Origin of the sequence: Tsukamurella pseudospumae, from assembly GCF_001575195.1 — a bacterium.
Classification (GTDB): Bacteria; Actinomycetota; Actinomycetes; order Mycobacteriales; family Mycobacteriaceae; genus Tsukamurella; species Tsukamurella pseudospumae.
In genome coordinates, this window is sequence record NZ_LSRF01000057.1 from 191246 (window position 1) to 215170 (window position 23925).

Below are 23925 nucleotides of genomic sequence, written 5' to 3' on the forward strand. Positions count from 1 at the left end.
CCACCTCCCTGACCTGCGATGACGGTGCCGCGCTTGACCCTCACGCGACGTGAGGCCGCAGTGTGGTCGCTGTGAACGAAGGGAAGCATCGGTTCCACCCGGTCGGCGTCATCGCGCGGATGACCGGGGTGAGTGTCCGCACGTTGCACCACTACGACGAGATCGGGCTGGTCCCGCCGTCGGCGCGCACCCGCGCCGGCTACCGGGCCTATTCGGACGCCGACGTCGAGCGGCTGCACCGCGTGCTGATGTACCGGGAGCTGGGTTTTCCCCTCGAGCAGATAGCGACCCTGCTCGACGATCCGTCGGCCGACGCCATGGCGCACCTGGAGCAGCAACGCAAGCTCCTGACCGAGCGGATCGACCGTTTGCACCGGATGGTCGCGGCTGTGGAGGACATGATGAACAGCAAGAAGCAGGGCATCCAACTGACCGCCGAGGAGCAGACCGAGATCTTCGGCGACAACTGGATGGGTGACGAGTACGCCGAGGAGGCGCAGCAGCGCTGGGGCGAGACCGACGAGTGGAAGCAGAGTGCGGAGCGCACGAGGCACTTCTCCAAGGCGGACTGGCAGGCGATCAAGGCCGACACCGATGCGTTGGAGGCGGCGCTCGCCGACGGCCTGGCCCGCGGGGTCGCGCCCGGCACCGTCGAGGCCGGGGAACTGGCCGAACAGCACCGGGCGAGCATCGAGAAGTTCTACGACTGCAGCTACGAGATGCAGGTGTGCCTCGCGCAGATGTACGTCGCCGACGAGCGCTTCACCAAGCACTACGACGACATCGCTCCCGGCCTGGCGCAGTACGTGCACGACGTGATCGTTGCGAACGCGGAGCAGCAGAACTGATTCCGGGCCGCTCGGGAACGGACACGATGTCCTGAGCGGCCCGAATCATCGCGCTACCCTGGTGAGGTGGAGTGGCTCAACTTCTGGTGGCTGATCTTCCCCTTCAGCGGCGTGATCGCGGCCGGCGTCAAGGGCGCGGTCAGCTGGAGTGACCGGCGGGCGGACCGCCGGCTCGAGCGGTACCGCATCAAGCACGAGACGAAGGCCGCGATGGCGCAGGCGAAGGGCCGCGCGCAGGTCGATGCGGCCGAGGTGCGGCAGGAACTCGCGCGCGCGGTCGCGGACCACGACGCCGTCGACACCCGCTGGTTCGAGTACGAGACGGACCTGTCGACGATCCTCGACTTCCCGATGATGGTCGACATGCGGGAGCCGCTCACCGTCGACTTCCACAAGGCCAAGCGTCGTGCGGACCTGCTCCGCCCGGACGGCCCGGAGCAGGTCGACGGGGTGGAGGAGTACCGCGACGCCGTCCACGCCTACGCCGCCGCGTTCGATGTCGCCGAGCAGGAGGCGCACCGCCGACGCCGCGGGGACTTCTCGCCGATCGAGCAGGAACGCCTCGCCAAGGCGCAACGCCTCCTGGCCGTCGCACTCGACGGTGCCGCCACGGGCCCGGAGCGCCAGCAGGCGTACCAGCGGGCCCGGTCCGAGCTCGACGGCCTCATCGACCTGCCGAGACCCGCCACCGTCGCCCTGGAGCGCCAGGTCCGGGCGGCCCTGGAGCGGTAACCGGGCTACGGCGCGACGAAGGTCGTCGTGACGCCCACCAGGCTGTAGATGCCACGTGCCCGGGCGTCGCGGGTGGCCAGTGTGGCGCCGTTGTCACGGGCGGCGAACGCGACCAGCGCGTCGTACACCGGACCTCCTGCGATGTTCAGCTCCGCGCACAATCGGTGGATCTCGGTTGTTGTGCGGGGCGCCGGCGTGAGGACCTGCTCGAAGTTCGCGTCGATGAGGTCCGTCGCATCGGTGGGGGCGACCCGTGACCCGCCCGGGAGCCGAGTCAGCGCGGAATAGGTCTCGGCAAGCGCGTGACCGCTCAATGCCAGCTTTTTCCCGGACGCCCACATGGCGACGGCTTCGTGTTGCCGGTGCAGGGTGGATAAGAGGGGGACTGCGACGGACGTATCCACCGCGATGAGTGCCGCCGACGTCATCTGCGGCCGGCGTCGATCAGCGCGAACAGCACGTCGTCATCGAAGGGGGTGTCGCCGACCGCGACCAGGCGACCGTCATCGTCACGCTCGAGCTTCGCGGTACGGCCGCCGGGGGTGATCTGAACGCCGCTGCCGTACCACGAGATGTCGACCACCGAGCCGGGCGTGATGCCGAGCGCGTCGCGGAGCTGCTTCGGGACCAGTATCCGGCCCACGGAATCCACTGTTGCTTCCATGGGATCACTCTACCAGTCGTATCCCAATCCGATCCCGGTGAAATCCCTGTCCGAATCGGACGGAATCCGAGTGCGTGCAGAACGAAGCACCCCCGACTCCGTCGTTCACGGTGTCGGGGGTGCCTTCGACGAGCGGATCGGGCGCTACGTGCACCCGCGCTGCACGGCCGCGGTCCAGGCATCGTCGTCCCGCAGGACGGACCGGACGGCCCGACGCAACCACCGCAGCGCGTGCATCAGCGGATCCCTAGGACGCGTCCGCGGCGGCCTTGAGGCCCACCTGCACGTCGGCGAGGATGTCGTCGATGTGCTCGATGCCCACGGCCAGGCGCACCAGGCCCGGGGTCACGCCGGCCTCGAGCTGCTCCTGCTCGCTGAGCTGGCTGTGCGTGGTGGAGGCGGGGTGGATCACCAGCGAGCGCACGTCGCCGATGTTGGCCACGTGGCTGTGCAGCTGGAGCGCGTCCACGAAGGCCTTGCCCGCGGGCACGCCGCCACCCAGTTCGAACGCGACGATGGCGCCGGCGCCCTTGGGCAGCAGCTCCTTCGCCCGATCGTGGTACGGCGACGAGGGGAGCCCGGCGTAGATCACGTCGGTCACGGCCTCCTGGCCGGTGAGGAACTCGGCGACCTTCTGTGCGTTCTCGACGTGCCGCTCCACCCGCAGGCTCAGCGTCTCGATGCCCTGCGAGAGCAGGAAGGCGTTGAACGGCGAGATGGCGGGGCCCAGGTCGCGCAGCAGCTGGACGCGGGCCTTGAGGGCGAACGCGGGCGCGCCGAGGTCGGCGAACACGACGCCGTGGTACGACGGGTCCGGGGTGGTGAAGTTCGGGTGCCGGCCCTGGGTCCAGTCGAAGTTCCCGCCGTCGACGATGACGCCGCCGATCGCCGAGCCGTGGCCGCCGAGGTACTTGGTCGCGGAGTGCACCACGATGTCGGCGCCGTGCTCGAGCGGGCGCAGCAGGTACGGGGTCGCGACGGTGTTGTCGACGATGAGCGGCAGACCGTTCTCGTGCGCGACGCCGGAGACGCCCGCGACATCGAGCACGTGGCCGCGCGGGTTGGAGATGGTCTCGGCGAAGAACGCGCGGGTGTTGGGGCGGACGGCGGCGCGCCACTGCTCCAGATCGTCCGGGTTCTCGACGAAGGTGACCTCGATGCCCAGCTTGGCGAGGGTGTAGTGCAGCAGGTTGTACGTGCCGCCGTACAGGTAGGGCGAGCTGACGATGTGGTCGCCGGACTCCGCGACGTTGAGAATGGCCAGCGTCTCGGCGGCCTGGCCGGAGGCGACGAGGAGCGCCGCGACACCGCCCTCGAGCGCGGCGACGCGCTGCTCGACGGCGTCCTGGGTCGGGTTCATGATGCGGGTGTAGATGTTGCCCGGCTCGGCCAGCCCGAACAGCGCCGCGGCGTGGTCGGTGTTGTTGAACGTGTACGACGTGGTCTGGTAGATCGGGAGCGCACGCGCGTTGGTCGCACCGTCGGGCGACTGCCCGGCGTGGATCTGCGTGGTCTCGAAGTGCCAGTTCGGGCTGTCCGGATTGCTCATGGCCCCGATACAAGTGCACGGGCGCGCCGATGTCCAGGGTTTGACTCATACTGTGGGAAAAGGGGGAGGCGCATGCCGCAGGACGAGATCGTCGGATTGTTCGACGAGGCCGGGCGCGAGACCGGCTCGGCGCTCCGCTCGCGGGTGCGCGCGGAGAACCTCCGGCACGGCGCGACGGCGATCCTCGTCTTCGACGGCGCCGGCCGCATCTACGTGCACCGGCGCACCGTCGTCAAGGACCTCTACCCGGGCCTGCGCGACTTCTGCGCGGGCGGGGTGCTGCAGGCGGGGGAGTCGCCGGACGACGGTGCCGCCCGCGAGGCCTTCGAGGAACTGGGCGTGCACGGGGTCGAGTTGCGGCCCGTCGGCGTCCGTTCGTACGCGGACGCGCACACCCGGTTCGTCTGCTTCCAGTACGTCTGCACGTACGACGGTGCGCTCGTCCACCAAGCCGAGGAGGTCGCGAGCGGTGAGTGGATGGAGCCGGCGGATCTGCTCGCGGCGGTCGCCGCGGACCCCGCGGACTTCGTCCCCGACTCGGTCGGACTCGCGTTGCACCTCGTCAGCCGCGAGGGCGGTTCCGACGGGGCCTTCGGCCAGGATTCGGTCGGAGGGTCGTGAGCGCGTAGAATAGATGGGTAGCGCGGCGTTCGGCCGCATGCCCGGCCGCTCGCGGCGGGGCACAGGTCGCACACGGCGTCCGCTGAAGACAACAGGATCGTGGAGGGTATGGCGAAGAAGGACGGAGCCATCGAGGTGGAGGGCCGCGTCGTCGAGCCGCTCCCCAACGCAATGTTCCGCATCGAGCTGGAGAACGGGCACAAGGTGCTCGCACACATCAGCGGCAAGATGCGGCAGCACTACATTCGTATTCTGCCCGAGGATCGCGTGGTCGTGGAGCTCTCTCCGTACGACCTCACGCGCGGGCGCATCGTCTACCGGTACAAGTGACCGTGTAGCGCAGCGACGAGAAAGGCCCACCCCGCGGGGTGGGCCTTTTCCGTATCTGCGGGTCGATCGGGTCCGGTTGCCCGGAGTCCGGCTGCTAGACCGCGAGCCGCAGGCCGCCGGCCTGGGCGAACACGAACTGCAGGTCGATGAATTCCGACATCAGGCCGCTGTTCGTCGAGAGTTGGATACCCCCGGTCGTGAGGCCGAGCGCGGCACCGTCGGACAGCCGGACGAGCGGGCCGCCGCTGTCGCCGTGATCGCCCTTGAGGTCGGTGAGGATCCGCGTGGTCGCGACGTCGACGACCTTGCCGCACTGCCAGCCGGTGGTCCGGCCCTGGCGGCACACGCGGTCGCCGACGACGGCACGGGCGACGCGGGTGGGCTTGACGCGGCCGAGCGAGGTGCTCAGCGGGACGTCCTTCTTGAAGGTGATGGTCGCCCAGTCGGGTGCGTTGAAGTCCGCTACCCGCCCGTCCTTGGTCACCTTCGGGTTCGACGACTGGCGGATCTTGCCGACGGCGGCGATGGTGCGCTCGGTGCCGGGCACGGGCACGGCGACGTCCTGTCCCGCGCGTCCGCAGTGGCCGGCCGTGACGCCGACGCGCTCGCCGTTCGGCGTGATCGCGAGGACGCCGAGGGTGCAGGCGGCGACCTCGATCCCGTCGCCGGTGCGCTTCTGCACCACGTCGATCTCGGAGCCGGGGCCCACGACGATGCGCGGCGCGGCGGCGGCGGGAGCGGCGGTGACCAGCAACGACGTGGCGACGCCGGCGGCGGCGGTCGCGGCGACGCTCAGTCGGCGAGCGAGGGACATGCGCATGTCTCGGTCCTATCGAATCATTGGGAATCGTCGGTGACGGATAGTGCATGTCACGTGTGCGCCTGAGGCTAGCACGGGCGGCCGCTCGGCAGCGGATTTGGGAGCGCGGCGCGCGCAGCGTACACTGGATCATCGCGTGCGTGCGCGACTTCGTCGTGCGTGTCGTGGCGCTGTTCCGGATACCCGGTGCGGCGTGGAAAAACACGGAACAACTGGATAGGACTGACGTGAAGGTCAACCCCAGCGTCAAGCCGATCTGCGAGAAGTGCAAGGTGATCCGCCGTAACGGTCGGGTCATGGTGATCTGCGACAACCTGCGTCACAAGCAGCGTCAGGGCTAGTCACCGCGCTTCGAGCGGTTCGCCGCTTGGAACTCTTTGATGACCTCTCCGCACCAGCGGGGGCATACGGCCCCTGTGGGACCCCCGGCTCGGAGGCCGGGGCCTCGGCCGGCGTGAAAGCGCCGGAACCAGCGAGGACGGGCGGGGAGCAGACCTCCGAACGAGAAAAGGAAACCGCCAAGAATGGCACGTCTCATGGGTGTCGACCTCCCGCGCGAGAAGCGCATGGAGATCGCACTGACCTACATCTACGGCATCGGCCGTACCCGCGCGACTGAGATTCTCGCCGAGACCGGTGTGAGCCCGGATCTGCGTAGCAAGGACCTCAGCGACGAGGATCTGACCAAGCTCCGCGACTTCATCGAGGGCACGGACTACAAGGTCGAGGGTGACCTGCGCCGCGAGGTGCAGGCCGACATTCGTCGCAAGATCGAGATCCAGTGCTACCAGGGCATCCGCCACCGTCGTGGCCTGCCCGTGCGTGGCCAGCGCACCAAGACCAACGCTCGCACCCGTAAGGGTCCGAAGAAGACCATCGCCGGAAAGAAGAAGTAATGCCTCCGAAGTCGCGCGCCGCCACCGGCGCGAAGAAGGGCGCATCGCGTCGTCGCGAAAAGAAGAACGTTCCGCACGGCCACGCGCACATCAAGAGCACGTTCAACAACACGATCGTCTCGATCACCGACCCCAACGGCAACGTGATCAGCTGGGCCTCCTCGGGCCACGTCGGCTTCAAGGGTTCGCGGAAGAGCACCCCGTTCGCCGCGCAGCTCGCCGCCGAGAACGCTGCCCGCAAGGCGCAGGAGAACGGCGTCAAGAAGGTCGACGTCTTCGTCAAGGGCCCGGGTTCGGGTCGCGAGACCGCCATCCGTTCGCTGCAGGCCGCCGGCCTCGAGGTGGGCACCATTTCCGACGTGACGCCGCAGCCGCACAACGGCTGCCGTCCGCCCAAGCGGCGTCGGGTCTAGGGAAGGTAGGAGAGAGAAACCATGGCTCGTTATACCGGCCCTGTCACCCGTAAGTCCCGTCGTCTGGGCGTCGACCTCGTCGGCGGCTCTGAGGCGTTCGAGCGTCGTCCGTACCCGCCCGGCCAGCACGGCCGCGCGCGGATCAAGGAGTCCGAGTACCTCCTGCAGCTCAAGGAGAAGCAGAAGGCTCGCTTCATGTACGGCGTGATGGAGAAGCAGTTCTCCCGCTACTACAAGGAGGCGAAGGCCGCCACCGGTAAGACCGGTGACGCCCTGCTGCAGATCCTCGAGACCCGCCTCGACAACGTCGTGTACCGCGCCGGCCTGGCGCGCACCCGCCGTCAGGCCCGCCAGCTGGTGACCCACGGTCACTTCACGGTGAACGGCGTCCGCGTGGATGTTCCCTCGTACCGCGTCTCGCAGTACGACATCATCGACGTGCGCCCGAAGTCGCTGGGCACCACGCCGTTCCAGATCGCGCGTGAGACCGCTGCCGAGCGCACCGCTCCGGCATGGCTCCAGGTGGTTCCGTCGACCCTGCGCATCCTCGTGCACCGCGTGCCCGAGCGTGAGCAGATCGTCGTGCCCTTCCAGGAGCAGCTCATCGTCGAGTACTACTCGAAGTAAGCACTGCACGGTCGCCGGCGGATTCGCCGCCGGCGACCTGTTAACGGGCGTCAAATAGCGGACGCCCAGAGAGAAGGAATCACTCAATGCTCATCTCGCAGCGACCCACTCTCAGCGAAGAGGTCATCTCCGAGGCGCGCTCGAAGTTCATCATCGAGCCGCTGGAGCCGGGCTTCGGTTACACGCTGGGCAACTCGCTCCGCCGCACGCTGCTGTCGTCCATCCCGGGCGCGGCCGTGACCAGCATCCGCATCGACGGCGTGCTGCACGAGTTCACCACGGTCCCCGGCGTGAAGGAGGATGTCACCGACATCATCCTGAACCTCAAGGGCCTGGTCGTCTCGTCGGAGGATGACGAGCCGGTCACCATGTACGTGCGCAAGCAGGGTCCGGGCGCCGTCACCGCGGGCGACATCGTCCCCCCGGCGTCGGTCACCGTCCACAACCCCGACCTGCACATCGCCACCCTGAACGACAAGGGCAAGCTCGAGATCGAGCTCGTCGTCGAGCGGGGCCGCGGTTACGTGCCGGCCGTGCAGAACAAGGCGTCGGGCGCCGAGATCGGCCGCATCCCGGTCGACTCGATCTACTCGCCCGTGCTGAAGGTGACCTACAAGGTCGAGGCCACCCGTGTCGAGCAGCGCACCGACTTCGATCGCCTGATCCTGGACGTCGAGACCAAGAACTCGATGACCGCGCGGGACGCGCTGGCTTCGGCCGGCAAGACCCTGGTCGAGCTGTTCGGCCTGGCGCGCGAGCTCAACGTCGAGGCCGAGGGCATCGAGATCGGGCCGTCGCCGGCCGAGGCCGACCACATCGCGGCGTTCTCGCTGCCGATCGAGGACCTCGACCTGACGGTGCGCTCGTACAACTGCCTCAAGCGCGAGGGTGTGCACACCGTGGGCGAGCTCGTGGCCCGCACCGAGTCCGATCTTCTCGACATCCGCAACTTCGGTCAGAAGTCGATCGACGAGGTCAAGGTCAAGCTGCACACGCTGGGTCTGGCCCTCAAGGACAGCCCCGCGTCGTTCGATCCGTCGCAGGTCGACGGATACGACCCGGCCACCGGTACCTGGAGCGACGAGGCGTCGTTCTCGGGCGACGCCGATGGCGATCAGGACTACGCCGAGACCGAGCAGCTCTGAGCTGAAGAGCTCGTAAACACCCACAGGAGAAACAATGCCTAGGCCCACTAAGGGCGCCCGGATGGGCGGCTCGGCCTCGCACCAGAAGCACATTCTGGCGAACCTCGCGACCGCGCTCTTCGAGCACGGCCGCATCGAGACCACCGAGTCCCGCGCCAAGCGCCTGCGTCCCTACGCGGAGAAGCTGATCAGCCATGCCAAGCACGGCAAGCTGGCCAACCGCCGCGAGGTCATGAAGGAGATCCGCAACAAGGACGTCGTGCACGTGCTGTTCGCGGAGATCGCTCCGGCGGTCGCCGACCGTCAGGGCGGTTACACCCGGATCATCAAGACGGAGAACCGCAAGGGCGACAACGCCCCCATGGCCGTCATCGAGATCGTGACCGAGCAGCTCGCCGCCACCGAGGGCGCGCGCGCAACCCGCGTCGCCGCCTCGCAGGCCGCTGCCAAGTCCGCCGCCGTCGAGGCTGCGGAGATCGTCGAGACCGAGGCTCCGGCCGAGGATTCGGCTGAGGGCTCGGACCTCCCCGCCGGCGCGCACGCGCCGCTCGAGGACGTCAACGAGGCTCCCGAGGGCTTCCCGATCAAGGGCAACGCCGATTCGAAGCTGTACCACCGCCCCGGTACCCGCTTCTTCGAGTCGACGGTCGCCGAGATCTGGTTCGCCGACGACGCTTCGGCCGAGGCTGCGGGTTACTCGCTGCCGAAGTCGCAGCAGGAGGACGCCTCCGACTCGGAGTAGTCACCCACGCTTCACCCACGGAACCCGTCGCACCCTTCGGTGCGGCGGGTTCCGTGCTTTCTGACTCAACAGTGTTGGCCCATGTGCCGACCTGCGACTTCTTCTGCGCCCGGTGCTACCTACCCTCGGGTCAGGTACGGGTCGTCGCGATCACGGCGTCGACGGTGCGCCGTACCTTCTCCGCGGAGACCCGCGGCAGCGTGAACCGCGCGAGGTAGGCCTCGTCCGTCACGCGCGACCAGTCGCAGGTCACGGAGACGACGGTGCCGGCGTCCTGCGGTTCGAAGGTCCAGGTCCACTCCACCCCGACGGGCGGTCTGCCGCGCCCGGCGGGCAGCCACGCGATGCGGCGCTCCGGTTCGAACGCGGTCACGTGGTTGTCCACCGAGTACTCGCGCCCGTCCTCGGCGGTCATCTCCATCCCGAAGACGTCGCCGACGCCCGTGATCGTCTCGGGGCTGTCGGCGGAGACGCCGCGCAGCATGCCGGACCCGTCGGCGGCGGCGTGCACCGCGGGGCGGGCCAGCGCCGCGAACAGCACGGCGGGCGGGAGATCGGTGGCCACGGTGACGGTCTGGGAGGTATCGGTCATCGTCCCGACGGTACGCCGCTCACGATATCGAGTTCTGCGGCATCCGGGTGCGGAGAACTGCGGCTGGACCGCCGCAGAACCCGACATCGTGAACAGCCTCAGGCGTACGCCGGCAGGTCGATGCCGTCGGCCTTGTCGAACTGCGCCGCCCAGACCAGCCGCATCGGCCACCTCGTGGCGGTCCGGTAGGTGAGGTCGCCCAGCGCGATGCCGAGCCGTCCCATCGGTGCGAACCCGGACGGGCTGCCGGGCGGCAACTCCTGTGCCGGGCCGATGAAGGGCCGCATCACGGCGTCGTACCGCGCGAGCGCGGCGGGCACGTCACCATCAGCGCGCTCGAGCTCCCCGGCGAGCACGTACGCTCCCACGAGCGCGAGGGTGGTGCCCAGCCCCGTGAGCGGGGTGGGGCAGTACCCGGCGTCGCCGACGAGGGCGACGCGGCCGCGGGTCCACGAGTCGAGCGTGACCTGCGCGAGGTCCTGGTACGCCCAGTCGTCGGCGGTGCGCATGGCGTGCAGCAGTTGCGGGGCGACCCAGCCGATGTCGGCGAACTCCCGCTCGAACAGCGCGAACTGCTCCTCGCGGCTCAGTCGGCGCGCGTCGGTGCCGCGGATCGCGAGACCTGCCTTGACGGTGCCGTCGGTGCGCGACGGTCGCACCGAGACCACGCGGCCCCGGCGGGCGGTGTGCATGAGGTACCAGCCCCGGGTGTCCTCGTCGATGGCGGCGGTGAACCAGGCGTATCGCAGGCCGATGGGGCGCAGGGCGTCTCCGTCGGGCCCGAAGGCGGCGCGCCGCACGGCCGAGCCGAGACCGTCGGCCCCGATGACGAGGTCGAACTCCCGGGCCGGCGCGGATTCGAATTCGACGTGCGCGCGGTTCCCGTCCTGCGTGATCGCGGTGACGGTGTCGTCCCACAGGTACTCGACGTCGTCGGGGACGGCGCCGACGAGGACCTCGGCGAGGTCGCCGCGCAGGATCTCGTGGGTGGAGACGACGCCGTTGCCGCCGAAGGCCTCGACGGGCATGTTCGCGCCGCGCCGGCCGCGATCGTCGACCTTGACGATGCCGCGCTGATCCAGCAGCCGCTCGGTGGTGGCCGGGCCGAGGCCGAGCCGGTCGATCACGGTGCGGCCGGCGCCCCGCAGGTCGACGGTCTGGCCGCCCGCCCGGAGCGACGGCGCGCGTTCGACGATCGTGACGCGGTGTCCCTGGCGGGCGAGGAGGAGGGCTGCGGCGGGACCGGCGATGGAGGCGCCGCTGATGAGGATTCGTAGCTGATTCATGATGCGAAGGTACGCCGTATCGAGTGCATCACGCTACAGTGTTGACGTGGGAAGAACGAAGAAGTGCACTAGTGCACCGCTCCGGGCGGCGGCGTGAATCGCGCCGAGGAGATCGCCGCGGTGCTCCGCGAGCGCATCGCAGCGGGTCGGCTGCGGCCGGGGGACCGGGCACCGTCGACCCGGGCGATCATGCGCGATCACGGCGTCGCGATGGGTACGGCCACCCGGGTGCTGGCCCGGCTGCAGGCCGACGGCCTGGTGGATTCCGCGCCCGGCAGGGGCAGCGTCGTGCTCGCTCCGGGGCGTCCGCGCCCGGCCGAGCCCACCCGGGACACCGTCCTCGCCGCCGCCATCGCCATCGCCGACGAGGAGTCGCTGCAGGCGGTTTCGATGCGCCGGCTCGCGGCGGCGCTCGACATCCCCACGATGGCCGTCTACCGCTACGTCCCCAGCAGTGAGGAACTGCAGGCCGCGATGTTGGACCGGGTGCTGGGCGAGCTGGAGCTGCCGCCGCGCACCGCCGACTGGCGGGAGGACGTCGAGGCGCTCCTCCGTGCCCTGTGGGAGACCATGAAGGCCCACCCGTGGCTGGCGGCCGCGATGTCGATGACCCGGCCGTCGGTGATGCCCGGTGCGATGCCGATGTCGGAGCACCTGCTGGGCGCGCTCCGCTCCGCCGGCCTGGAACCGCGCGCGGCGTTCACGGAGTACCTGTGCCTGCTGAACCTGGTGCGGGGCCTGGGCGCGACGATCGAGCCGGAGCTGGCCGATCGAGCCGCCACGGGCGTCACCGAGGACGAGTGGATCGACACCCAGCTGGGCGAGCTGCGCGCAGCGGCGCCCGCCGACCGCTTCCCGACGATGGCGGAGATGCTGCACACGAGCTACCCCTACGATGCCGACGTGCTGCTCGACACCGCGCTGACGCGCTACCTGGACGGTCTGGCCGCGGCGGTAAAATCGCAACCGCTATGACTCGCTACCGCCTCGACATCGCCTACGACGGCACCGACTTCAGCGGCTGGGCCCGCCAGCCCGGACTGCGCACGGTGTGCGGCGTGCTGGAGGAGAACCTCTCGACGGTGCTGCGGACCGCCGTGCAGCTCACTGTCGCGGGCCGCACCGACGCGGGCGTGCACGCCACGGGCCAGGTGGCCCACTTCGACCTGCCGGACCCGGTGGTGATCCCTGACGGCCTGGTGCGCCGCCTCGCGCGCATGCTCCCGCAGGACGTGCGGGTCACCGCGGTCGGTGTCGCCCCCGCGGACTTCGACGCCCGGTTCTCCGCGCTGCGCAGACATTACGAGTACCGCCTCACCGACGCCCCCTTCGGCGCGAACCCGTTGCGCGCCCGCGACACCGCGCCCTGGCGTCGGCCCGTCGACCTGGGTCGGATGCAGGCGGCGAGCGATGCGCTGTTGGGCCTGCACGACTTCGCCGCCTTCTGCCGCCGCCGCGAGGGCGCGACGACGGTCCGCGAACTGCAGCGCTTCTCCTGGTCGCAGGACGCCGACGGGGTCTGCACCGCGCAGGTCTCCGCCGATGCCTTCTGCTGGTCGATGGTCCGTTCCCTCGTCGGCGCCGTCGCCGCGGTCGGGGAGGGCCGACGGTCCGCCGACTGGGTCGCCGGGCTCCTCGACGAGCGCGAGCGTTCGAGTGCGATCAACGTGGCCGCGGCCTGCGGCCTGACGCTGGTGCGCGTCGACTACCCCGCGGACCACGAGCTCGCGGCGCGCAACCTCGCCACGCGGGACAAGCGTGAGGTGGACGCCCACGCGGGCGGCTGCTGCGGCGACTGACGACAGGTTGCGGAGCCGTTCGCCCGCAGTTCATGATCGCGACGCTCACCGCGTGGATACTCGGGTGATGTGAACCCCTTCGACGTCACCGGCTTCCTCGGTTCCGCGGGCCTGATCGGCCTGGTACTGCTGATCTTCATCGAGACCGGTCTGCTGGTGGGGTTCGTCTTCCCGGGCGATTCGATCCTGTTCACCGCCGGCATCTTCGCGGCGCAGCCGCAGCCCTTCGCCCACCTGTGGCAGTTGCTGCTGTTCCTGCCGATCGCGGCGATCCTCGGCGACCAGTGCGGCTACGCCCTCGGTCGGTACGCAGGGCCGAAGGTGATGCGCGGCAGGGTCATGCGCTTCATCGGTCAGGACCCGGTGGACAAGACCTACGCCTTCTTCGACAGGTACGGCCCGTTCACGGTGCTCTTCGCCCGGTTCATCGGCATCGTCCGCACGCTGGTCCCGGTGTTGGCGGGGTTCTCGAAGATGGATCACCGCAGGTTCACGCTGTTCTCGGTGTTGGGCTCGATCCTGTGGTGCGACGGCATCGTGCTGCTCGGCTATTTCCTCGGCGGGATCCCGCTGCTGCGCGACCATCTCGAGGTGCTGTTCATCGGCTCGGCGCTGACGATTATCATCCCGATCGCCGTCACCGTGATCACCCGCCGCCGCGCCCGCAAGCGTGAATCCGCGGAACCGGCTCCGCAGGAGACCGCCGCGCGCTAACCTCCCTCGCATGATCGGGTTGGGGGACCCGGCGCGCATTCTCATCGATTGCGCGGGGGATGAATGGTACGTACACGGGCCCGACGGTGCCGTGCACGCCCTGGCCGCTCCGGCGGCCACGGGCGAGTTCGCGGCGCCCGCCGAGACGACCCGCCGGTGGGCGCAGTGGCTCGCCGATGCGGCGAGCGGCAGCGCGCCGTCGCGCTTCTGGACGGTGCTGGCGCCCAGCGTCTTCGGCGCACCGCGGCGGAGTCTCCTCGCGGCGGCCGCGGGATCCCTCGGCGTCGCGGCGGAGGTGCTCCCGCGGGCCGAGGCGGTCGTCCGCGCGATCGGCCTCCTCGATTGCCGGCGGGCCCTGGTTCTCGAGTGCCGCGGTCCGGTCGCGCAGGCTCACGTCCTCGAATCCGCCGACGGTGCCTGGCTTCCCGTCGCCGCCTCGTCGCACCCGGATCCGGTGCGGGCGGTGCGGGCGGTCCTCGACGAGCGGGTCGATCAGGCCCTCGTCGACGGTCCGCCGGAGGTGTACGAAGCCGTCCGCGCCGCGCTCGCCGCGGAGAAGCTCTGGCGCGTGGTCCGGACGGACCCGGCGGAGGTGCTCGCGGCTCTCGCCGCGCCGCCGCGGGAGGCGGTGGCGCGAATGTGCGGTCGTCCGTCTGAAGAATCGCCGAGACGAACGACCGCACATTTCCGGCGCTGGCCGCTGATCACCGCCGGCGCCGGGACCGTCGGGGTGATCGCCGTCGGTGCGGTGGCGTGCCTGCCCGGGACACCGCCGTCGGCGCCCGAGCGTCCCGTGCCACCTGCGGAGACCTTCGTCCGCGTCGCCTTCGACGGTGCCGTCGTCGACCTCCCGCAGGGCTGGGCGCTCACCGAACCCGCGCCGGGGCGTCGCCTCGCGCAGGCCGGCGACGGCCGCCGCGTCACCGTGGTGCGGACCCGCCTGCGGGCACCGTCGGACACCGCGGCGGTGGCGGCGGATCTCGAAGCGGCCCTCGCCCGGCGCGGCGACCGCAGGATCACCGACTTGAATCCGGCCGCGCGGGTCGCGGGGCGGGAGGTGATCGGCTACCGCGAACAGCTCGATGCGGAACGGTTCGTGGACTGGTACGTGGTCGTCGCGGGGGCGGCGCAGCTCAGCGTGGGTTGTGAGGCCGGGCGTACGGCGGCACCGCTGGCGGGCGCGTGTGAGCGCGCCGTCGGCACCGTGCGGGAGGAATGAATCATGAAGGGGGAGAGATGACCATCGCCACATCGACGAACGGTGGGCTGCGGGTGCGCGCGAACGACCAGGGCACGCCGCTGCACATCGCCATCGAGCGGACCGAACTGCGCCGCGAGCCGCAGGATCTCGCGGATGCGATCGTCCGGCTGTGCCGCGACGCCGCCACCACGGCCGGGCTCCGGCGCCGCGCCGAACTCGAACGCGCCGGCGTCGCCGAGGAGGTGCTGCGGGCGATGCGCCTGCCCGACCCGCCGGCGCCGCAGGAGCGGCCGGACGACGCGGTCGGCACGTGGCTGCGGCGGGTCTGAGCCGATGAGCGAGGAGATGGACCGCATCGAGGCCCGCGCGCACGAGCAGCTGCGGGTGCTGCGCCGCACCAGGATCGAGCTCGACGACCTCCGGGTCGCCGTGTCCAGCCCGGACGGCGCCATTCGCGTGGAGCTGGACGGGGTGTGCGCCCTGGTCGGCCTCACGCTCGCGCCTGCGGCCTGCCGGTCCGACGGTGCCGTGCTCGGCCGACGCATCGTCGACGTCTGCGCCGTCGCGGCGCGGGAGGTCGCGGCCCGCCGCGGCGCGGTCATGGAGCGCTTCCATGCCGATATCGCCGGCTGAGGACCACGCGCCGGGGCGGAGGAAGATTTCGGGATCCGATTCCCGAGCTGGTGCGTCCAATTGATGAGGGCCTCGCGCACCGGGCCCCGGGAACACGATGGGGGAGAGACATGTTCATGGCGGTCAATTCGGCGATCGCGGCGTTCGGCGCCGCCAACGCCGGCATCGGGGTGGCGGTCGCGACGGCGGGGTCGGTGGATGCGGCGGCCAATGTCGCGGCGCTGAACCCGGCCTTGGGGCTGATCGGGCAGGATTTCCTCGCGGCGTTCACCGCGGCGCAGGCGGTCCATGTCGAGTCGGTCGCGGAGCTGGCGGTGCTGTACGGCGGGATCGCGGCGTCGTCGTCGGCCACCGTCGCGGCGTACGGCGCCACGGAGGTGGCGAACGTCGCGGGGCTGACCTCGGCGGTGCTGTAGGCCATGGCCGATCCAGTGGCTCCGGGTGCCGGGGCGGTCGGCGGAACGGGAGCGGGAGGGGGCACGGATACCGGGCTGGACCCCGCCATCCGGGCGCTGCTCGACCGGCCCGTGAACGAGGTCCTCGCCGCGCTCGGTCTGCCCCCGGTGCCCACGGCGCCGGAGAAGCCTCCGCAGCAGGAGCTGCCGCCCGCCCCGAAGGGCGTGCCGGAGGCGCCGGAGTTCCCGGGCTTCGACGTGGCGGGCCTGGTGAAACCCATGACGGATCTGTTGTCCACCTTCGGTTCCGGCAGCTTCAGCGGGCTGGACCCGTCGGCGGCGTTGTCCGGGGCGTCGAAGGCGCTCGAGCAGGGCGTGTCGACGGGGATGCAGGCCATCGGGCAGCTCGCGTCGGTGTGGCAGGGGCCCGCCGCGACGGCGGCCACGGGCAAGGGGCTCCAGGCCGCGACCGGCACGGGCCTGGCCGCCGAACAGGGCGCGGAGTTGTCCACGGCCGTCGGCGAGGCCGCCACCGTCGTCGGCACGGGCGAGGCCGAGCTGCAGGCGATCATCGACTCGTTCATGTCGGTGATCGCGGCGCTCGGGCCGTCGCTGTGGCTTCCGCCCGGGCAGGCCGCGGCGGTGGCGGCCGCCGAGGAGCACCTCGCGCACGCGACGGAGGTGGTGGCGCGCACGAAGAGTCAGCTCTCGGGGCTCAGCGCGCAGGTGGGCGCCGCGGGCCGCAAGGTCCCGGTGGCGTCGCCGCCGATGACCGCGGCGACGACCGCGGCGCAGGCCGCCGCGTCGATCGTCCCCGGCGTGGTCTCCGCGGTCACGGGTGCTCTCACGGGCGTGGCGAAGCTCGCCACCGACACGGTCTCGGGTGCCGTGAAAACAGCCGTGGGCCTGGCGGGCTCGGCGGCGGAGGCGGTCGGCGGCCTGGCGGAGTCGACCACGGAGTCCGAGGATGCCGGCGCGCCGGACGCGGACCGGGACGCGTTCCCGGTGGCCACCACCGGCGCTGGTATTGGTACCGGCAGCGGCGTGGGTGCGGGCGGAGGCGGGGGAGGCGTCGGCCTCACCGGCGCCGGTATTGGCGCGGCGTCCGCCACTCTGGCGCAACCGAGTTCGGGAACGCCGGCGGCGCGCACCCCTGTCGTCGACGGCGGCGCGCGCACGGTGCCCGCCTCGGAGGTGCTCACGCGCACCGGGATGGGCGGCGGCATGATGCCGATGGGTGCGGCCGGCGCGTCGGGCGCGCGTGCCACCGGCGCGGACCACTCCGTGCCCGACTACCTCGTCACCAGCGGCAACGGGGAGGAGGTACTCGGGGATCTGCCGTTGGTCGGGCCCCAGGTGGTGGGCGACGCATCGCCGTCCGCCGACCTTGCCGGGCCCGATGTCGAACTGCGCCTGTAACAGGCGGAACCGTACCGGGAGTCGGTGCGTCTAATGAATGAGGGAAGAACTTCGGGGGGAGTGCACGACCATGACAGGTACCAGGCTCAGCATGGATCCGCGGGAGGCGCGGGAGATCGCCCGCGGCATCGAGCGGATCGTCGAGGACCTCACCGGGGCGCAGCAGCGGTTCGCGGCACACGCGGCGCCGCCGGCCACGGGGAGGGACGAGGTGTCGGTGGCGGTGGCGAACACCGCTCGCCGGATGGGGGAGGCCCAGTCCCGCGCCGCGGAGACGTCCACCGCCGAGCTGCGCAGGCTCGGCCAGGCGGTGAGCGGCCATGTCTCGGCCGTCCAACGCAGGGACGGGGAGCTCGCGGCGGTCGTCGGTCTGGCGGTCTGACGGTGCCGCGCGATCCGGGTTTCACCGGCGTCGAATGGTACTCCCGTCCCACCGAGCGGCTAGCGAGCGAATTGTTGGGCGGTGCCGGCGCACAGCCGCTCACCGCCGCCGCGCAGGAGACGGCGCGGCTCGCGTCCGCGTACGGCGCCGCCGCAGTCCAGCTAGACCGGCTCGTCGTGCAGCTCGACGGTGCCGTGGACACGGGGCGCTCGGACACGGAGGCCCGGCGCACCGGCCCGCTCCCGGAGTACGCGCGCTGGTTGGCGCGGCATGCGGCCGACCTCGCGGAGTACGCCGCGAAGCTCGCGGGCCAGGCGTCCGCCTACGAGACCGCATCTCGGGCGATGCCCTCGGTGGCGGACGCCACGCGGATGCGCACGGACCGGGAGAACACTCGTGCCGCGGCGGACGCCGGCGGTGCGGAGCCCGCGGTGGCGGCACTGGTCGGTGCCGCGGTGGACGCCGAACGGGCCGAGCAGGACGCGCACGGCACGGCTTCCGCCGTGATGGTGGGCTTCGAGCGCGCCGCGGAGCCACTGCGGGTGCCCTGGGACTTCGCGCCGCCACCGAAGACGGACGCGGGGCGCGAGAAGCCCGCTAGGGACAAGCGCTCCGGCTCCGGTTCGGGAGCGGGCCGCGGCGCAGGTGGTGTCGGGGTCCCGGCCGCGCCGCTCTCCGCGTTCCCGGCGAGCGCGCTCCAGCGCGATCAGGCGGGTACCGGCACACGTCCGGCCGCCGCGGCGAACACGACCGCCACGGGTGGGCGCGGCGTACCGATGATGCCCGCCGGCCTGATGGGCGCGGCGGCCGGTGCCGGTGCGAAGCACGCGGTCACCCACACTCCGGGCGCCATGCCCTCCGCGGGTGACGAGGACGCTCCCGACGCCTTCGTGGTGCACGCCGCGCCCGCGGTGCTCGGCGCCCACGGCGAGAGCCTGGTGGAGGAGCTGTGAGCGCGCACGCGGTCGCCGCGCTGAGGGCACGGTTCGGTACCGAGGTACCCCCGGTGCTGTGGACGCCGCCGGACCCGAGGCGCACCGTCGATTCCGACGAGCCGGCGCTCGGCCGACCAGCGCAGGCGGAGCAGGACGACGGCCTGGACGACGACGAGCTGGCGGCCCTGGGCGTGCTCGCCGCGCCGCAGGTGCGGATCGAGGGCCGTTCGTCCGATGCACTGGGATCACGGCTGTGTCTGGCCCGTTCGGGACTCAGCACAGCGCGGGTGATCCGCAGCGCGGGTACCGCCACCGTCGACCTGCCGCACTGCGACGGCTCCGCGGACCGGCTGGGCGTGCTCGTCGCGCCGCTGCTCGGCGCGGGTGTGCCCGCGGATCCCGCTGTCGCGGCGTGCTTGCCCGCCGCGGCGGGTATGGAGGCGTTGTCCGCGGGGGAGGCGTCCGCCGTCGCCGCAGGACTTCGGGCGATCGGGGTCGCGGCGGATCCCGCGCGGCTGATCGCGAAGGTGTTCACGCGCTCGCGGCGCAGTGTCGAGTTCACGGTGCACGCGGGCGAGTCCCGGTGCGCGGGCGTGGTCGCGGTGATCGACGCGCCCAGCGGCCGCGTCGTCGTCCGCACAGCGGGCGGGTCCGGCGCCGGAGCGTTCATGGCGGTGGCCGAGGGGAGCACGCATCGGATCGGCAGGGCGTTGCGGAGTGCCTGCGAAGAACTTCCGGGGGGCGGCTGGACGCCGTGACCGGGGACGGCTCGCGCCGACCGGTGCGGGTCGCGACGTGCCGGCACGTCCGGCGGGGAGGAGTACGACATGACGACCAAGGCCGAACTCGCGGCGATGAAGACCGGCGCCGGGACGCTGGACGACCTCGGCGCGCAGATGAAGGGGACGCTCGGGCAGTTGCGGGGCGACGTGGAGGCCACGCAGGGGGTCTGGGCCGGTGCGGCGCAGGTGGCGTTCCTCGGCGTGATGGCGCGCTGGGACGAGAGCGCGGCCAAGATCAACACCGCGCTCAACGACATCAGCACGATGCTCACGAACAACACCGCCAGCTACGGCGCGCAGGAGGAACAGAACGTCTCCGACATCAACGCGGGCTTCGGCGGCGTGCTGAACGTCTGATCAGACAACGACACAGGGGGAACATCATGAGTGACTACATCCGGTACGACTACGCCACCATCCGCGGCGCGCTCGACGACATCACCACCCGCACGACGGTGCTGCTCCAACAGGCGGAGAGCATCGTCGCGGAGCAGAAGAAGTTCGAGGGCGCCTGGGAGGACCCGGATTCCGCGACCGCCTATCAGGCGGTGCAGACGAAGTGGAACTCGGGCTTCGAGGAGATCACCTCGCTGTTGACCCGCGTCAAGACGGCAGCCGAGAACGCGGTCCAGTCGATGCAGACGACCAACGCGCAGGCCGCGCAGGGCTGGCAGACCTAGCTCGGAAGCGGCGACGGGGCCCGGCGACCGCTCGGTCGCCGGGCCCCGTCGTGCGCGGGACAGTGGGTCATGCGACGAGCCGCAGGGTGGCGGCGCCGCCGTCGGTGCGGACGGTGAGCATCCCCGGCATCGGCTGGCTGAGCACCACGTCGGCCTCGGAGACCGGGGAGATCCCCGCCTGTTCGATCCGCCAGACGGTGCCCGCGGGCTCGACCGAGCCCGGCGGCAGCCCGATCGCTGTGCCGTCGAGCACGGTGACCGTGTAGTCGGCCGGGCCGAGCGGGACCGGATCGGGGTAGCGCCAGCCGGAGATCCACAGGTGGCGCGGAGATCCCACCCAGGACACGAGCGGCTCCCACATCGCGGGCCGGCCCGTCACGACGAGGACCCGCGCCCCCGTCGCGACGGCGCGCTCGACGAGCTGGCGGGCCGGATCGTCGGCGACGGCGGCCCAGACGGTCCGAACGCCGCGCCCGTGGAGGCGGACTCCCACGGGCCCGCCCGCCGCATCGGACCCGAGGATCTGGCCGGCCCCGCTCAGCGGCACGTGGACGGATTCCAGGGCGTTCACCGCGCCGGTCGCCTCGTGATCGCCGCGCCGCCGGCGGTCGCCCGATTCGGCCCCGGTGAGCCAGGCGCCCAGCCGGACTCCGCGATCCGTACCTGCGCGCAGCGTCACTCCGACGGTGCCCGGTGCATCCTCGCGGAACAGGTCGCCCAGCCCGCCGTGGGAGAGGATCTCGGGGTCCAGGTGCTCGGCTCCGGACGGCGGGGCGGTGTCCAGGTGCGCAGCCTCGGCCGGGCGAACCACGGCCGCGTCGATGCCCGCCGCGCGGAGCAGATCGATCACCCGCTGCGCCGCCAGCGCGGCCACGCGTCCCTCGCCCGACGGTCCGCCACCCCGTCGTAGGCACGCCGCCGCACACTCGCGCGGATCGATCGTGACGCCGAGCAGCATGTCGATTGCGGCCCAACGGTTCACGGGTCCGAGGAGCTGCCGGTACCGCAGGCGCGGATTGGGCGGCTCACCGGGCGCACGGCCGCCGTTCAGCAGGACATCGATCCGCGATGCGGGTGAGTCGGCGTGCCGGAGCAGCCCCGCGAGCAGTCCCAGCGGCACGGCCGGGTCGTCCCGGCGCAGCAGCGCCACCAGGTGCGGCGTCGACGCGGCGATGCGCACGAACGTGGTCAGCCCGTCGCCGCTGCGGCGCACTCCGATGTCGCCACCGCCGGGATAGGGCGCGGCCTCGACCCGGACCCGTGCCGCCGCCCGCACGGCGAGCCGGTCCGCGACGAACTCGGCGCCGGAGGTCCCGCGCACTCGGGTCAACGCCCCGCCCCCGACCACGAGCGCGGCGGTGGCGGCGGCCCAGTGCGGCCCGCCGAGCGCCGCGGTGCCGAGCCCCGCGACAGCGGCACCCGCCTCCGCGAGGAGCACAGCGCCGGTGCCCGGCCACGTCGAGCGGTGCCACCTCCCGGGAGCGGTGAGTCCGGTCGACGGTAGTGACTGATCCATGAATGCTCCCCCTCGAGCCCGGCCGTCTCCCCCGAAACGCCCTGCAGTGCTGTGAAAGTACCGTAGTCTCGGCGAGAGCACGACCGCTTCGGGGGAAGCGGATCGGCACGCACCTTGGGGGAGGGCGAGCGAGAATGCGTAGACAACTGACCACCCGCGCGCAGGTCAGCGGATACCGCTTCGTGTTGCGGCGCATGGACCACGCGCTGTTGCGCCGCGATCCGCGGATGATCTCGGATCCCATGGCCTCGCAGTCCCGATCGCTCATCGTGGGCCTGATCCTGGCGCTGGTGGTCACCGGCGGCTGCGGCGTCCTCGCACTGATCCGTCCGCAGGGTGCCGTCGGCAGCGCGAAAATCGTGCTGGCCAAGGAGTCCGGCGCGTTGTACGTCCGCGTGGAGGACGTGCTGCACCCCGTGACCGGTCTCGCGTCCGCGCGCCTCGTGGTCGGCGAGGCCGCCTCGCCCACCTCGGTGAAGGACAAGCGGCTCAGCGACTTCCGGCGGGGGCCCGAGGTCGGGATCGTCGGCGCACCGGCCCAGATCCTCGGCCCGGTCTCGGCCTGGAAGGACGGCGCGTCGCCGTGGCTGCTCTGCGACCGGACGCGGCCGGCACCGTCGGACCAGCCCACGGCGCGGGACGCGCTCGACACGATGGTCACGTCCGTCGACGAGGGATCCGCCGACGACGGCGCCGTGTTGGTGCGCCGCGAGGACCGGTACTTCCTGCTGCTGCGAGGTTTCCGCGCGCCGGTCGACCCCGCTGACCCCGTTGTCCGGAGGCTCGCGGGCATCGACGGCGCCGCGGCTCGCGCGGTCAGTGCGCCCCTGCTCAACGCGTTCGCCCGGATCGACGACATCGCGATCCCACAGATCGCCGGCCGCGGCCAGGCCGCCACAGCCGTCCCCGGATCGCGGGTGGCCGATGTGGTCCGGGTCTCCGACGCCGACCGGGACCGCCTCTACGTCGTCCTGTCCGACGGGGTGCAGCCGGTGGGGCAGTGGGCCGCCGACCTGATCCGCGCGGGCGACCCGACGGGAGCGCCCATCGCCACCGTGCCCGCCTCGGTCGTCGCCGCCGCGGCCGTCCGGCGCTCGGTGCCCGTCGCCGACCTGCCGGACAGGCGGCCCGCTCTCCGCACGCTGCGGGAGGCGCCGGTCGTGTGCGCCGCGGCCTCGACCGACGGAAACAGCGGGGGCACCGTCGAACTGCGCACCTTCACCGCGCCATCCGGGCCCGGCACGCCCGTCGCGCTCGCCGGGGCCGACGGTGCCGGCGACGCCCTGGACGCGGCGCTCGTGCCCGCGGGGTCGGGCGAGTACGTGGTCTCGGCGCAGCCGGGCGGCGAGCGCCGCGATGGCCTGTTCTACGTCTCCGACTCGGGCGTGCGGTTCGGCATCCCCGACACGGGGACCGCGCAGATCCTCGGGCTGCTGCACCAGCCGCGGCCCGTGGCCTGGTCGGTGCTCTCGGCCCTGCCCGCAGGGCCGGACCTCACGCGGACGGCCGCCGCCGTGACCCGCGACGGTGTGCCGATCACGGTGTCCAGCTGAGTCTCCCGACTCGCGCGGGTCCGGTAATCAGGTTGACCGCCGCCACGGTCCGCGGCAGAGTGCGTGGCACCGCGTCGTCGACGAACCGCCACCGGAGGGACGAATCAGATGGAGCGAACCGTCGTCATCCTCACCGGGCCACCGGGGGCCGGGAAGAGTACTGTCGCGGCATCCGTCGCCAGGTCGTTCGCCCGCGGAGTCCACCTGCACACGGACGACTTCTGGCACTCCATCGTCGCCGGGGCGATTCCGCCGTACGAGCCGGAGTCGGCGGAGCAGAATCGGACGGTGATGGAGGTCATCGCCGGAGCGGTCTTCACCTACGCGGGAGGCGGATTCACGACCGTCCTCGATGGAATCGTGGGTCCGTGGATGCTCGATCACTTCAGCGACCGCGCGGATGAGGCCGCGGTCCACTACGTGATCCTCCGGCCGTCACGGACCGTCGCGCTCCGTCGCGCGCAGGCACGAACAACGCCCGGGGCCCTCGTCGACGAACATCCGATCGTGACGATGTGGGACCAGTTCGATGCGCTCGACGAGTACGAACCGCACGTTCTCGACACCTCGGCCGATACCCCGGCCGGAACGATCGAACGGGTCCTGGAGGCGATCGCCTCCGCGCGATTCCGCCTCTGACGGCCCGATCGG

General features: G+C 71.5%; 32 protein-coding genes. 25 read left to right on the forward strand and 7 right to left on the reverse strand.

What is annotated here, in order from left to right:
• Positions 1-71: 71 nt before the first annotated feature.
• Entirely contained in the window at positions 72-848 is a 777-nt protein-coding gene (locus AXK60_RS18000; protein ID WP_082778099.1) for a MerR family transcriptional regulator, read from the forward strand.
• A gap of 66 nt (positions 849-914) precedes the next feature.
• Entirely contained in the window at positions 915-1580 is a 666-nt protein-coding gene (locus AXK60_RS18005) for a hypothetical protein (RefSeq protein WP_068573255.1), read from the forward strand.
• Positions 1581-1585: 5 nt separating this feature from the next.
• On the opposite strand, the gene AXK60_RS18010 is transcribed toward AXK60_RS18005, so the two are convergent.
• The 3 genes from AXK60_RS18010 to AXK60_RS18020 form a co-directional block, all read right to left on the reverse strand.
• Positions 1586-2008 (reverse strand): PIN domain-containing protein, encoded by a 423-nt coding sequence (locus tag AXK60_RS18010; protein WP_068573257.1) that lies wholly within the window; start codon positions 2006-2008, stop codon positions 1586-1588.
• Positions 2005-2244, reverse strand: a complete 240-nt coding sequence (locus AXK60_RS18015; RefSeq protein ID WP_068573259.1) for an AbrB/MazE/SpoVT family DNA-binding domain-containing protein — start codon at positions 2242-2244, stop codon at positions 2005-2007. The genes AXK60_RS18010 and AXK60_RS18015 overlap by 4 nt, the downstream gene beginning before the upstream one ends.
• A gap of 247 nt (positions 2245-2491) precedes the next feature.
• Positions 2492-3793: a bifunctional o-acetylhomoserine/o-acetylserine sulfhydrylase gene (locus AXK60_RS18020; protein ID WP_068573261.1), complete on the reverse strand. Its 1302-nt coding sequence runs from the start codon at positions 3791-3793 to the stop codon at positions 2492-2494.
• A 72-nt stretch (positions 3794-3865) separates the two neighbouring features.
• On the opposite strand from AXK60_RS18020, the gene AXK60_RS18025 reads away from it, so the two are divergent.
• Positions 3866-4414, forward strand: a complete 549-nt coding sequence (locus tag AXK60_RS18025; RefSeq protein ID WP_068573263.1) for an NUDIX hydrolase — start codon at positions 3866-3868, stop codon at positions 4412-4414.
• Between the two features lie 108 nt (positions 4415-4522).
• Complete coding sequence (infA, locus tag AXK60_RS18030; protein ID WP_005140011.1) at positions 4523-4744, forward strand: translation initiation factor IF-1; 222 nt, start codon at positions 4523-4525, stop codon at positions 4742-4744.
• A 94-nt stretch (positions 4745-4838) separates the two neighbouring features.
• Here infA and AXK60_RS18035 read toward each other — a convergent pair whose 3' ends face one another.
• Positions 4839-5564 (reverse strand): S1 family peptidase, encoded by a 726-nt coding sequence (locus AXK60_RS18035; protein ID WP_068573265.1) that lies wholly within the window; start codon positions 5562-5564, stop codon positions 4839-4841.
• 227 nt (positions 5565-5791) lie between these two features.
• On the opposite strand from AXK60_RS18035, the gene rpmJ reads away from it, so the two are divergent.
• The 6 genes from rpmJ (at position 5792) to rplQ (ending at position 9387) form a co-directional block, all read left to right on the forward strand.
• Positions 5792-5905, forward strand: coding sequence for a 50S ribosomal protein L36 (gene rpmJ / locus AXK60_RS18040; protein WP_013127970.1), 114 nt, complete (start codon positions 5792-5794; stop codon positions 5903-5905).
• Positions 5906-6088: 183 nt separating this feature from the next.
• A complete protein-coding gene (gene rpsM / locus AXK60_RS18045) occupies positions 6089-6460 on the forward strand; it encodes a 30S ribosomal protein S13 (protein ID WP_068522639.1) in 372 nt (123 codons plus the stop codon).
• On the forward strand, positions 6460-6873 hold the full coding sequence (rpsK, locus tag AXK60_RS18050) for a 30S ribosomal protein S11 (RefSeq protein WP_068573267.1): 414 nt from the start codon (positions 6460-6462) through the stop codon (positions 6871-6873). The genes rpsM and rpsK overlap by 1 nt, the downstream gene beginning before the upstream one ends.
• Before the next feature lie 21 nt (positions 6874-6894).
• Positions 6895-7500 carry a 30S ribosomal protein S4 gene (rpsD, locus tag AXK60_RS18055; protein WP_068573269.1) on the forward strand — a complete coding sequence of 202 codons (606 nt, stop codon included), beginning with the start codon at positions 6895-6897 and terminating at the stop codon, positions 7498-7500.
• Positions 7501-7586: 86 nt separating this feature from the next.
• The gene (locus tag AXK60_RS18060; RefSeq protein WP_068573271.1) at positions 7587-8645 is read left to right on the forward strand and encodes a DNA-directed RNA polymerase subunit alpha; all 1059 of its coding nucleotides are present in this window, start codon (positions 7587-7589) and stop codon (positions 8643-8645) included.
• Between the two features lie 34 nt (positions 8646-8679).
• Positions 8680-9387 carry a 50S ribosomal protein L17, sunset domain variant gene (gene rplQ / locus AXK60_RS18065; protein ID WP_068573273.1) on the forward strand — a complete coding sequence of 236 codons (708 nt, stop codon included), beginning with the start codon at positions 8680-8682 and terminating at the stop codon, positions 9385-9387.
• A 130-nt stretch (positions 9388-9517) separates the two neighbouring features.
• On the opposite strand, the gene AXK60_RS18070 is transcribed toward rplQ, so the two are convergent.
• Both AXK60_RS18070 and AXK60_RS18075 read right to left on the reverse strand, forming a co-directional pair.
• The gene (locus AXK60_RS18070; RefSeq protein ID WP_068573275.1) at positions 9518-9979 is read right to left on the reverse strand and encodes an SRPBCC domain-containing protein; all 462 of its coding nucleotides are present in this window, start codon (positions 9977-9979) and stop codon (positions 9518-9520) included.
• 98 nt (positions 9980-10077) lie between these two features.
• Positions 10078-11265 carry an FAD-dependent monooxygenase gene (locus tag AXK60_RS18075; protein WP_068573277.1) on the reverse strand — a complete coding sequence of 396 codons (1188 nt, stop codon included), beginning with the start codon at positions 11263-11265 and terminating at the stop codon, positions 10078-10080.
• Positions 11266-11358: 93 nt separating this feature from the next.
• On the opposite strand from AXK60_RS18075, the gene AXK60_RS18080 reads away from it, so the two are divergent.
• From AXK60_RS18080 to AXK60_RS18140, 13 genes are all read left to right on the forward strand, one after another.
• Positions 11359-12240, forward strand: coding sequence for a TetR/AcrR family transcriptional regulator (locus tag AXK60_RS18080; protein WP_068573279.1), 882 nt, complete (start codon positions 11359-11361; stop codon positions 12238-12240).
• Positions 12237-13064 carry a tRNA pseudouridine(38-40) synthase TruA gene (gene truA, locus AXK60_RS18085; RefSeq protein WP_068573281.1) on the forward strand — a complete coding sequence of 276 codons (828 nt, stop codon included), beginning with the start codon at positions 12237-12239 and terminating at the stop codon, positions 13062-13064. The genes AXK60_RS18080 and truA overlap by 4 nt, the downstream gene beginning before the upstream one ends.
• Positions 13065-13133: 69 nt before the next feature.
• Positions 13134-13778, forward strand: coding sequence for a DedA family protein (locus AXK60_RS18090; RefSeq protein ID WP_068573283.1), 645 nt, complete (start codon positions 13134-13136; stop codon positions 13776-13778).
• Positions 13779-13788: 10 nt separating this feature from the next.
• Positions 13789-14997 (forward strand): type VII secretion-associated protein, encoded by a 1209-nt coding sequence (locus tag AXK60_RS18095; RefSeq protein ID WP_068573284.1) that lies wholly within the window; start codon positions 13789-13791, stop codon positions 14995-14997.
• A gap of 17 nt (positions 14998-15014) precedes the next feature.
• The gene (locus tag AXK60_RS18100) at positions 15015-15308 is read left to right on the forward strand and encodes a hypothetical protein (protein ID WP_068573287.1); all 294 of its coding nucleotides are present in this window, start codon (positions 15015-15017) and stop codon (positions 15306-15308) included.
• Between the two features lie 4 nt (positions 15309-15312).
• Positions 15313-15612 carry a YbaB/EbfC family nucleoid-associated protein gene (locus tag AXK60_RS18105; protein ID WP_068573288.1) on the forward strand — a complete coding sequence of 100 codons (300 nt, stop codon included), beginning with the start codon at positions 15313-15315 and terminating at the stop codon, positions 15610-15612.
• A 116-nt stretch (positions 15613-15728) separates the two neighbouring features.
• Positions 15729-16028: a hypothetical protein gene (locus AXK60_RS18110; protein ID WP_331710562.1), complete on the forward strand. Its 300-nt coding sequence runs from the start codon at positions 15729-15731 to the stop codon at positions 16026-16028.
• A gap of 3 nt (positions 16029-16031) precedes the next feature.
• The gene (locus tag AXK60_RS18115; RefSeq protein ID WP_068573292.1) at positions 16032-17426 is read left to right on the forward strand and encodes a WXG100 family type VII secretion target; all 1395 of its coding nucleotides are present in this window, start codon (positions 16032-16034) and stop codon (positions 17424-17426) included.
• Positions 17427-17496: 70 nt separating this feature from the next.
• Positions 17497-17808: a PE domain-containing protein gene (locus AXK60_RS27135; protein WP_068573294.1), complete on the forward strand. Its 312-nt coding sequence runs from the start codon at positions 17497-17499 to the stop codon at positions 17806-17808.
• Positions 17809-17810: 2 nt separating this feature from the next.
• Entirely contained in the window at positions 17811-18761 is a 951-nt protein-coding gene (locus AXK60_RS18125; protein ID WP_068573296.1) for a PPE domain-containing protein, read from the forward strand.
• Positions 18758-19501, forward strand: coding sequence for an ESX secretion-associated protein EspG (locus AXK60_RS18130; RefSeq protein ID WP_068573298.1), 744 nt, complete (start codon positions 18758-18760; stop codon positions 19499-19501). The genes AXK60_RS18125 and AXK60_RS18130 overlap by 4 nt, the downstream gene beginning before the upstream one ends.
• Positions 19502-19570: 69 nt before the next feature.
• Positions 19571-19882 carry a WXG100 family type VII secretion target gene (locus AXK60_RS18135; RefSeq protein ID WP_068573300.1) on the forward strand — a complete coding sequence of 104 codons (312 nt, stop codon included), beginning with the start codon at positions 19571-19573 and terminating at the stop codon, positions 19880-19882.
• 26 nt (positions 19883-19908) lie between these two features.
• Positions 19909-20205: a WXG100 family type VII secretion target gene (locus AXK60_RS18140; protein WP_068573302.1), complete on the forward strand. Its 297-nt coding sequence runs from the start codon at positions 19909-19911 to the stop codon at positions 20203-20205.
• 67 nt (positions 20206-20272) lie between these two features.
• Here AXK60_RS18140 and AXK60_RS18145 read toward each other — a convergent pair whose 3' ends face one another.
• Positions 20273-21721, reverse strand: coding sequence for a type VII secretion protein EccE (locus tag AXK60_RS18145; RefSeq protein ID WP_068573303.1), 1449 nt, complete (start codon positions 21719-21721; stop codon positions 20273-20275).
• A gap of 134 nt (positions 21722-21855) precedes the next feature.
• On the opposite strand from AXK60_RS18145, the gene eccB reads away from it, so the two are divergent.
• Entirely contained in the window at positions 21856-23274 is a 1419-nt protein-coding gene (gene eccB / locus AXK60_RS18150; protein ID WP_068573305.1) for a type VII secretion protein EccB, read from the forward strand.
• A gap of 108 nt (positions 23275-23382) precedes the next feature.
• Positions 23383-23913, forward strand: coding sequence for an AAA family ATPase (locus tag AXK60_RS18155; protein WP_068573308.1), 531 nt, complete (start codon positions 23383-23385; stop codon positions 23911-23913).
• Positions 23914-23925 lie beyond the last annotated feature (12 nt).